General features: G+C 50.5%; 7 protein-coding genes. 6 read left to right on the top strand and 1 reads right to left on the bottom strand.

All coding sequences use genetic code 11. The features are described from left to right. The first annotated feature begins 204 nt into the window (after window positions 1-204). The 5 genes from JUK32_RS04165 (at window position 205) to JUK32_RS04145 (ending at window position 7904) form a co-directional block, all read left to right on the top strand. Window positions 205-516, top strand: coding sequence for a hypothetical protein (locus JUK32_RS04165; protein ID WP_204137595.1), 312 nt, complete (start codon window positions 205-207; stop codon window positions 514-516). Between the two features lie 86 nt (window positions 517-602). Further along, on the top strand, window positions 603-1286 hold the full coding sequence (locus JUK32_RS04160) for an SDR family oxidoreductase (protein WP_204137594.1): 684 nt from the start codon (window positions 603-605) through the stop codon (window positions 1284-1286). Window positions 1287-1566: 280 nt separating this feature from the next. Then, window positions 1567-3573: a helix-turn-helix transcriptional regulator gene (locus tag JUK32_RS04155; protein WP_204137593.1), complete on the top strand. Its 2007-nt coding sequence runs from the start codon at window positions 1567-1569 to the stop codon at window positions 3571-3573. Window positions 3574-5290: 1717 nt separating this feature from the next. Then, window positions 5291-6892, top strand: a complete 1602-nt coding sequence (locus JUK32_RS04150; protein WP_204137592.1) for a hypothetical protein — start codon at window positions 5291-5293, stop codon at window positions 6890-6892. After that, window positions 6864-7904, top strand: a complete 1041-nt coding sequence (locus tag JUK32_RS04145; protein ID WP_204137591.1) for a YhcG family protein — start codon at window positions 6864-6866, stop codon at window positions 7902-7904. The genes JUK32_RS04150 and JUK32_RS04145 overlap by 29 nt, the downstream gene beginning before the upstream one ends. Window positions 7905-8210: 306 nt before the next feature. Here JUK32_RS04145 and JUK32_RS04140 read toward each other — a convergent pair whose 3' ends face one another. Continuing rightward, window positions 8211-10274, bottom strand: a complete 2064-nt coding sequence (locus JUK32_RS04140) for a protelomerase family protein (protein WP_204137590.1) — start codon at window positions 10272-10274, stop codon at window positions 8211-8213. Between the two features lie 174 nt (window positions 10275-10448). Here JUK32_RS04140 and JUK32_RS04135 point away from each other — a divergent pair. Then, a partial coding sequence (locus JUK32_RS04135; RefSeq protein ID WP_204137589.1) for a transposase occupies window positions 10449-10675 on the top strand: 227 nt, incomplete at its 3' end.

Raw genomic sequence — 10675 nt, 5'->3', positions numbered from 1 at the left:
TTAAGCTAACTGTTGAGCTCTGAAAACCCAGGTTTAGCCCGACTATTTAGTACATTTGGTCACCTTAACAGGGGTAGCTCTAAACACCTGATCACAGGATCTGAAAAAGCACTATGCGGCTAATGCCAACCCCTTTTCAATTTTTAGCTTTGTCGTTTGGTAAGCCAACAACAAAACGACAAAATATTATGAGCCTTGCCTAAAATGCCCGCTCTGCAGCAAGCCCTCGAAGACCTGCGTGCCCACCGCCAGCGCATTGAGAAAAGCGGCCCGATTGCCCCCGTGGGCGTTTGGCTAGAGGTTTATTGTCCGGGTGGACGAGATGTGTACTATGCGCGGCTCAAAGCAGAAACCCCGATGTGGGGGCAGTCGCGTATGCGAGGCTTGAAACGGGCCGGTTCAGCTGAACATCGGGATTGGCAGAACCGTATTAAGCGACGGGATGCACTGCTAGAGATTGAGCGGCGTGCGATCGCGCTTCAAGCGATGCTAGATGACCCCATTTGGGAGCCGTAAAACACATTGGTCAGTCATTGGCGGTAATGGTTTGCACCGTCCCGCTGCCATAGTATTTTCTCACTAGCGATAAAACAGAGAGCACCATGAGCCAGCATATTGTCATCACCGGGGTCAGTCGCGGGTTGGGCCGCGCCATGACCGAAACCTTCATCGCGGCTGGGCACCGCGTATCGGGCTGTGCCCGTAATGCCGACGCGATCGCGGCACTCAGCACGATGTACCCTGCCCCTCATCTGTTTACTTCCCTAGATATCCGCGATGACGTCAGCGTTAGCCAATGGTGCCAGCAGGTAATCCGTCAAAATGGTCCGCCCGACTTGATCATCAACAATGCTGGATTAATCAACGCTCCGGCACCGCTCTGGGAAGTGCCCGCTCCAGAATGTCAGGCTGTCATTGCGGTCAATATCAACGGCACGATTAACTTGATCCGCCACTTTGTGTCACCGATGCTCAAGCAAGGCCGGGGCATCATCGTCAATTTCAGCTCGGGGTGGGGCCGTTCTACCTCGCCAGGGGTCGCCCCTTACTGCGCCACCAAATGGGCCGTCGAAGGCTTGACTCAGGCGCTGGCTCAGGAACTCCCCGACGGTCTGGCGGCAGTCGCGCTCAACCCTGGCGTCATCCATACAGAAATGTTGGAAACTTGTTTTGGTGATGCCGCCGCTGACCATACGCCCCTGCAGGCATGGACGCAGGTGGCAGTGCCATTCATTATCGGGATTCGGCCTCAGGATAATGGTCGTCAGTTGTCAGTCCCTGGATGAGGCGAGTCGATAAAAGCACATTCGGCAACGGCAGCGATCGCTCAAGAAAAGCATCACGGACCAGTCTCAACGAATTTTGAGCCCCATCCGGCAATTACCGAGCGATCGGACAAGCACTCACTTAAACGGCCCAAGCCGCCAAAATGTTCCATGGCTTAAGAAAAGGGAGTGTTATCCTAAGCTCTAAGATTGAGACCGCTACAGTAGGTTACAATCTCGCCCTCACCTTCTTAAGCCGAGGTTGGGGTCAGCCGGTATCCGCATTCGTTTCTCATCCTTCATGGTAGAGCAGCCGACCAACTCGTCCGCGAATAGTGTTTATGACTTTACGCCGACGCCAGTGGGTGAGAAGGGTTACAAGTGGGCGCAGATTATCAATGCAGTCTTAACTTCAGAATATTTGGAGCGGTTATCCGGTGTTTTGCGCGAGCGCTCATCGCTGCCAGAGCTTATCACTCTACAACTCTATGAACATCTGGCCAGAGTCTATCAGCACAAAGTCGAAGTCATCTTTGAGCAACAAGGCATCGAAGCTTTAGATCTGCATCAACCCCATCTCAATCTAGTTAACAGTGCTATTAACTCCCAGGAGACTCGTCCTCAAGTCGAAGTTTGCCTTGACGAAGCCGTCTCCAAAGCGCATCTCAAAGAGGCGTTGCTCGTATTTTTTGAACGGCCCGATTTTCGGGAAGAGTTTGCTAAGGCGATCGGCTCCAATCTAGTCGTCTGGGCACTTGAAGAAATTGAAACCGCCCAAGGGGAGAACCATTTAGATACGCTATCAGCCGCTGACCTGAAGGTCGCGATCGGCCATTACATTGATGATTCTGACTCTCCCGAGTTTGACACCAAACTCAATATTTTCGGTCAGATTTACTGTCAGGATATTACGCAGACCATTATCGAAGGGCTCAATCTACCGGCCTGCTCGCTCCAGGATCTAGAGCAAGTTTTGGGACTCAGACAACGCCCAGCAGCGGCCCTGTATGCCAATCTTGATCTAGCCAAAATTTTTCCGATTCCCACCGCCATTCCGATCGCGAGTAGCATCAAAGCTCAACTACGGCCTGAACTGTGGCAGCGCAACGGCGACGACCTGGCAGTCTTTACCTATCAGAGCAAAGGGAATCCCGCCAATTTTATCGAGCATTACATTACTAACCCAGGGGATATCGCCCTGCTGCCTTGGGAAGCGGCTGAACAAATCATCAACAAATTTGGCTTTAACACCGTCAAACTCCAGTTGATTTTTGCAGCCAGAACCATGGCCGAAAATGAACCCTGGAAAAGTTCATTTACGCTAAAAGCCACCGACATTATTCATCTTCTAGGCTGGGATCGGAATCACAACACCAGCATTGCGGAAAAACGCAACATGGTGGCGGCGGCGGCCTTTGCCCTTTCCTGTCTTATGGTGAAATCAGTCTGGATTGAAGGGCGCGGGAAGCGGAAATTGGATGCCAGCATTCCGGTGGGGCGCATGTGGGATGTGCTCATCGATTCCCACGGACAAATTGACCTCACCACGAAGAAGATTGATCGACCAGAAGAAATCTACATAACGGTGAGTCCAGGCGGCTGGACCAAACATTTCCTCAATCGGGCCGGGAACAAAGCCCGCGAAGCCCTCTATCAGTTTGGGTTTCTAGCCCGCGACATCCTCAAAATCGACCCTTACCACAATGAGTTAGCTCTGCGACTCGCCATTCAACTCACTTTGGATGCTCGCGTTCGTGCCCGCAACCGAAACCCCTATGAGTACAAGGTTGTACATCTGCTCGAAGAGGCCATTCCCAGACGAGACATCAGTTTGGCTCTAGATGATAAATACAAGGCCCGTGATCTGAGACGCCGCTGGGACAAAGCGTTGCTCTTGTTGGAGGAACTCGGCTGGGAAATTGAGTACGATCCGGAAACGTATCCTGAGTGGATTCGCCCCAATAGTGACGCCACTAAACCTAAAGGCTGGCGTAAAGTCAAAGTCATTGAGCGCATATTGCAGGCCAAACTCGATATCAGGCCGCCCCATCCCATTCCAGTATTGTTGACCAAGCTCAAAGATCCGAAGCCTCAAAAGACGCTGGCCCCCGAGCCTGTCAGTCTTGATACTCTGACTGGGGAAATGATCAAACAAGGACGTCAAGAAAGAGGCTGGACCCGAAAGGAGTTGGCTGGATTTCTCGGAATTAGTCAAGACTATGTCGGTAAGTTAGAGCGGGGCGATCGCCCAGTGACAGAAGAATTAGAGACCCGATTACGGAAACTGCTGAAGTTAAAGTCTGCATAGCTTGTCTCATAACCAGTCAAACACTGCCGACAACCTTTATCTCATGGCACTTTCAAAAAAGACAAGCAAATCCGTATGTAATCACTTAGACAAAATCAAGCTCAGCATTATTGTTTTGATTATTGTCTTGACTGAGACTGTATTCTCCGTATGAGATCACTTTACGTATACCAGCCGGTCTGATTATATCGCCAAGGCTTTAACGAGGTTTTCTCGCTGTTAGGGCATGGGCGCGCTTGCTCATAGATTAGGGAACTTTTTGTCTTATTAAGACAGAACTATCCGTATATGATCACTTATTCTAGACTGTCCGCGAGTTGTCTTAGTGAGTAGCTCATTCTCCGTATTAGCTCACTTAAACATTCAAACGTCTGGTGACGATTATGTCGAAGATCCTTCAAAAAAAGCTAGTGATCATAATTGTTTACATGATCAGACAACTTATCCCCCGATGTTGTCACTGACTCAGCTCTCAATCAAGATTGGGCTCTGTTGGCGTAGGTTGCCGATCGCTTAATCGCTTTCAGCTATTAAGCAGCATCTGTTGAGGCAAATTGCCTGAGGCGATAAACAGTTCATTAAGGCCAGTTGTCTTATCTAAGACAACTGGCTCCGTGTTGGCTCACTTGAACATGTCTCTTTGTGGTCCAGGCTGTTTATCCAGCAAAGGGCATCTTTCTAAAAAGACAAGTCGATCCCAATAGTGTCACCTATTGATACTCAGATCCTTGTCTTTCTAGGAGTTTGAGGGTTACTCCCAAGTTTGAGCATTGGTCTTTAAAAAGACAAGTTACTCCGGGTTGTGTCACTATTACCGTCCTTAGAGATGGGGCTCACGTTTTTTATTCTCCACCTCCTATCAGACTTATTTCTCCGTATGCAACCACTTAGAATTTAAAGGCTATTTCTGAATCTCTTAATATGAAAGAACTTGAGGGGCGATGGAATATTTATCTATGGGTATCAGATAGATAAATACAGGCGATCGTGCTCAGACAGATAGCTCCGTCTTCTAACACTAATTTTCAAAGGCTCAAAATTACGGCTAATGTCTGTAAGTCTTTTGTATCAAAGGTTTTGACTATTTGGAGTGTGGGGCCTATCGCTGCTCAGAAATTTGCTTCCCGAATGGTTTGGCTTGTCTGATCTGATAAACCTAGCAATCTTCACCTCAATCCTTTATCTAGCAAGGCTTTTCAGATCAGACAAGAGTCTCCTAATTGGTTCACCGATAGTTCTCAATGGTGTCACCAACTGTCCTTATGCAATCACTTCAAATTATTGAAAGCTTGATTTTGCAAGCAGTTTAGAGCTTTGAGACAACCAATAAATAAAACTAAAGATCATACCTTCTAGACACCTAAAAAGTCTCTGGCAGAATTGCGCCTGAGTTTAGGTGCAGATGCACTAGGGACAGTGATTTGATGAGAGTCTGTCTCATTCTAAAGAGTTTGTCTCCCTGGCTAGTGGGATTGACGGGAGGTGGCTTATCGTAGCTGCTGTTGTCGCCAACCCGTTTCAGTATGTACCGGAGCGTGATGAAGCGTTTCTGGCTCTGTTTCCCCATCGATATGACTTTATTTATGCGGCTCATCCTGATCCAGGCGATCGCCCCCAGTGGCAAACCGAAAGCCGTTATCCCCTTAGCGATCGGCTGATTCGGCAAGGAGCTTGTCTCTATGGGGTACGGTTTGGCACCCAGACGCAGTATTGTCTATTGGATATTGATGCGGGCAGTGCTTACCATCCTTCCCGTGCTCCCCTAGCCATTGGGCGTTTAATTGAAGCACTGGAGCCCCTTGGGCTGGTGAGTGCAATTACCTGTACCTCTAGTGATTCAAGGGGCTTACATCTTTATTTTCCGTTTGAGACACCCCAAAATTCCTGGCAACTTTCCGCCGCCGTTACGGTCTTGTTGGAAAATCAGGGATTCAAATGTCAACCCGGACAGCTCGAAGTTTTCCCTAACCGCAAGCTGTATGTGGCAGATAGTACACCGAATCTTTTCAATGCCCATCGGTTACCACTGCAAAGCGGCTCTTATCTGCTAAATGGTGAATTAGAGCCAACGCTAAGTACCCAAGAAACGTTTGTGCAGCAGTGGCGATGTTGTCAACAGCGAAACGAGGTTCAAGCAGCAACAGTTCAGCAAGTGTTGAAGCAGTCTCGTCGCAAACAACATCGCTTGTCTCGACGCGCTGATCAGTTTCTAAATGACTTGAATGCAGAAATTGAACCCGGCTGGACTGGAAAAGGTCAAACCAATTATTTGCTAGGTCGCATTACGATGCGAGCATACGTTTTTCACCATGTCATACACGGTGGATTGCCCTTAAGTGGCGATACGTTGATAAGTGAGATTGTGACGGTTGCTCAATCTTTACCTGGATATCGGGAATGGTGTGGCCATCAGCATGAAATCCACCATCGGGCAGCAGAGTGGGCTAGATGTGTTGAAAACAGCCATTATTTCCCCTATGGAGCTCAGCACGGGAAATATAAAGCTCAAAAGGAAACTACAAAGCAAAATGAAGTTGAGATGACCTGGAACGAGCAGCGATCGCTCACGGCGCAGGACAAAATTCGAGCGGCCATGCAAGATTTACTCAATACCCATGAACTTCCAGCGACTGCGACTGCTCGATTCCACAAACTGCTGAACTATGGCATTGGTGGCAGCACTTTATACAAATACAAAGACCTCTGGCATCCTGACTTGTGGAAATCTTCCCAAACCCCCCAACCTTTAAATGAGCGAGAGGCGTCCGCAATGGCTGCGCCAGCGACCGCCTCTTACGCTACAAGCTTATTACCTGGCGATGATCGTAATTCCTTGCCAGGTAAGGGTTTGACACTTTCTGGAGAGACTTTTGAAGGACTGGAGGTTCGTAATGAGATGGGGCAGGCTGGGTGGCGGCAACAGTTTTTGCGCCTGAAGGTGAGGCGATCGCAGCAAAAAAGCGAGGTGAGATCGCAAAGCGTGGCGTATCAGCAGTCCACAGCGCGGCAAAATCGCCAGCGTCACCTAGAAAAGAAGGTGGATTATCTGCGATCGGGGGATCCGATTCTGATTCGTGAGGGTTTGCAGTGGCTATCCCGCCAGCGGGATCTCTCACTCCAAGCCTTATTGCCAGAGATCTTTAGGCGCAGTGTGCCGTCAGGCGATTGGCAACAGCCGCTATTGGCGGAGTGGGCGATATTTAACCAGGAGGCAGCACGACAAGGATGTAGGCATGGCCTATCATGGCTAGCCGAAGAGGTTTTGACTGGGGTGGAGCAGAGCGATCGTAATGGCAAAGTCGAGCTTGATGCCAGATGAAGGCAGCTACAGTGCCTTTCTGAATAATTTAAAGATCCACATTCGCTCAGCACAGGTCAAAGCTGCGCTGGCGGTCAATCGCGAACTCATCCTGTTGTATTGGCAGATTGGTCGTGAGATTTTGGCCCGGCAGCAAGCTGAGGGCTGGGGCAGCAAAGTCATTCAGCGGCTAGCTGAGGATCTCAAACGTGAGTTTCCAGATATCAAAGGCTTTTCACGTACCAACCTCCTCTACATGCGGGCTTTTGCTGAGGCTTGGCCGGAGGAACAAAATGTCCACCAGCTTGGTGGACAAATTCCCTGGCGACACAACTGCGCTATTTTGGACAAGGTCAAAGACCCGCAAGAACGGCAATGGTATATCCAACAGACCATCGAGTATGGGTGGAGTCGCAGCATCTTGATGACTCAGATCGAAAGTGGTCTCTATCAGCGAGAAGGAGGAGCCGTTACCAATTTTGAATATACGCTGCCTCCCCCGCAGTCAGAACTCGCCCACCAGATCATCAAAGATCCCTACAACTTTGATTTTCTAACCATTGCCAAAGATGCGGAAACGAAGGATCTGAAGCGGGCACTAGTGGCTCACATGCGAGACTTCTTGCTGGAGCTTGGGGTTGGCTTTTCCTTTGTTCGGCAAAACTACCGCATTGATGTTGGCGGCGAAGAATTTCAGATTGATATGCTGTTCTATCATCTGAGACTCCGATGTTTTATCGTCATTCAATTAGAAATGGGCAGCTTTAGGCCAGAACAGTCAGGGGTGATGAACTTCTACTTGTCGGCTGTAGATGACCGTGAACGGCAGCCAGAAGATCAACCCACTATCGGTATTATCTTGTGCAAGACCAAGGACAGGACAATTGCGGAATACTCTCTGAGAAACCTCAATAATCCGATCGCGGTTGCAGAGCATCGGTTTTCTCAAGTCCTACCCAGTGCCGAGCAATTAGAGTCTGAGTTAGATATGGCAACGAGGCTGCTGGGAGAAGATAACGAAAATGACCGTTAGCACTCGATGGTCTCAAAGACCGAATGCACCCTGCGATTCAGCAACGCCGAATCTGCAATCCGGGCGAGTAAAGGCGGATTGATGAGTGATCTGAATCTTGTCGGAAATTCTAAACGCCTGGCTAAAAGGTCATTAAATAGCGACTCAGAATTATTCATCGATCTGGGCTTCGACTCCGCTCAGCCCTCGTCGGTCTCAAATCAACCTATTCAGCTGGTTGAGCGGAGTCGAAACTAGCAGCGTCTGGAACGTTTAGTTTTGGCTACCTACTTAGCATCATTCCGTTAGCCCTATTGGGGATACCCTTTAGTTTACGTAGGTAGCCTTTTGCCAGTTGGGGATGCCGAGGTAATCGCGAGCGATCGCTTGCAGCACCGCATCTTTATCCTGCACCGAGCGATTGTGGCGGCTACCAATCATGAAGCGCTCGTGGATCTCCTCAATTTCCGCTTCCTTCTCAGCAATGACCTCTTTAATGGCGGGAAGATAGCTGGCTCCCACTAAAACCGCCAGACTGCGAATCGAGGGAAACGAGATGCGTAACCGCAGATCCGAGCGCTCTTGAGCCGTATTCCACTTGATGATGGCGTCAATGACATCGGCAATTTTGTCCGTCGAGTCCGCCCGGTCGGAGTGCCGTGAGACGGTTTCTGGCTTCGGTCTCGTCTCCGGTGGACTCGTTACCGGCTGTTCTGCCGATTCTGCCGCTGGTTTAGCCGTCGACTTTGCTGTCGGTGTCGTGGTTGTTCGCTCCGCTGTAGGACGCGCTGCCCCACTACGGATCCCTCCCAGCAGATCTTGAATCGCGTTGAGTTGCGATCGCGTTTCCTCCAGTTCCGTTTCTAGTGCGGCGTTGCGCTCCTCTAGCTGAGCATTACGCTCCTCTAACTGAGCATTACGCTCCTTCAAAGTCGCGACCGCTTCCTCATCTACTGGCCGCGACGCTACTTTCTGATGTTCCTGTTCCAGCGCGTGATACTGCTGTCTGAGCGTTTCAATTTCCTGAGTAAACCAGTTGATGGCCTGGGCGAACTCGCTCGCCGTTTTGACTTCCTGCCGGGCTTCCTGAGCCGTCTTGGCTTCAAATTCTTGCAGCAGAGCGTGAATCACATCCGCCGTAGAGCCCGTGACCCCCTGGTGGGCCATTAAGTCAGTCATGCGTTCCAGGTCATCCGCGTAGACGCTGGGGCGCTTCGTCATTGGTTTGGCCGCATCGGTTTCAGTCATGGTGGGGGCTTCCTGAGAGTGCAGTTCTGTGGATGTGTTGTCGGGTGGCTCTGGGGCGGGTTGTGGTGCCGTTTCCACGGCTACGCTGGCCTTGACGGTGGCGGGCTCGGCGCGAGGGGAGCGAGGCTGCTGAAACACCTCGACGACTGCTAGGTCGGGTACTTGGCCTAACTTGATACCTAACCGGCCATCGCGATTACCTTGACCATTGCCAATGGCATAGTCGTCGTAATTGGAGCGAGCGGCATAATTCGGGAGTTTTTTGCCGTCTTGAGTGATTGTGAAGTGTCCTTGGATTTCCGCCTTAAATTGATGCTCCGGTACCGCAGGCGGACAGTACCAGTGCGCGGCAATCGTCGCGTAGACGGCCCGAAAGATATGGGTGTAGAGATTTTCCTTGTCACTCCTGGCCGGGACTAAGTCGCTGAAAAGATCTTCACACTTTTGCGCGATCGCTCCACTGTAAAGGTTATTGACCTTTTGCTTCGCCTGCCGCTCCGAGAGTCCTTGTAACCTTAGGTCATCGGTTCTCAACCCCTGTTGCAGGCGTTGAATGGCCGTTAACACCTCCTGTGCCGGTGCCAGCGTCGGAATCTCAATCGTGATGTCCTGCGTCTCCTGACGCTTCGCCATCTGACTAAAATTCAAGCTCCAGGCTGACTTGAGTGAAAAGGTTGAGATCAGGATTTCGCTGATGCGCCGTCCAATGAGCACCGCTAATCCGGCCCCGACTTCCGACCATTCTGCACTGCTGATTAACGTTCTGGCCCGTTCAACGATCGCTTCAGCGGCTGCACTGGTAATGAAGCGAGTTTCGCGATCGGCAATGCGCTCCCGTTGCTGGTCGTTGAGGACGCGGTACTGCGCGGTCGAAAGGGCAACCAAATCGATGGCCGGATGCTCCGGGTCAAAGACCTTGATGGCTTGCACCACGTTCGAGCGATAGTTTTTTTGCTGCGCTGGAGTGTCAAGGCCTCTGGAAGCGAATTCTTCTTCAAGTTCATTCGCAAACGCCTCCGGGCTGAGGCGTTCTGTCTCTAGCTCTAAGACATAGAAGCGAATGAACTGCTTGAGCCACTTGGTCGAGCCATAGCTTTCCGCTACCGATAGCCAGTTTTCCGCCAGGGATTGAGGGGTTGGCATTTATCTTTTCTGTCTTAACTTTCTTGATTATAATATTTTCTTTCCCTTAGTCAAGATAAGGATAAAAATTGTTCGGCGACAGACTGAGAGGGTGTTTTAAAAGTCGTGCAATGAGTAAAAAAGCTTTCTCAGTATAGGCTGCCAGTATTGATGTACGGAGCCCTGAGAAAGCCGATGGTTAAAGCGTATCCCAGCGACCTGCCCAGCGACCAATTCGACTTATTGGGCGACCTGCTGCCCCCCGCCAAACCGGGAGGATGTCCGCGCACGGTGGATATCCATGCGATGCTCAATGCCATTCTGTATGTGTTGGTCGAAGGGGGTCGCTGGCGTGCTCTCCCGGGTGACTTTCCCCCCTGGCAGACGGTGTACACCTATTTCCGGAACTGGCGCAAAGATGG

Origin of the sequence: Halomicronema sp. CCY15110 (assembly GCF_016888165.1) — a bacterium.
Classification (GTDB): Bacteria; Cyanobacteriota; Cyanobacteriia; order Phormidesmidales; family Phormidesmidaceae; genus Halomicronema.
The sequence above is the reverse complement of the archived record's forward strand: the minus strand, read 5'-3'. Positions and strand labels throughout refer to the sequence as shown.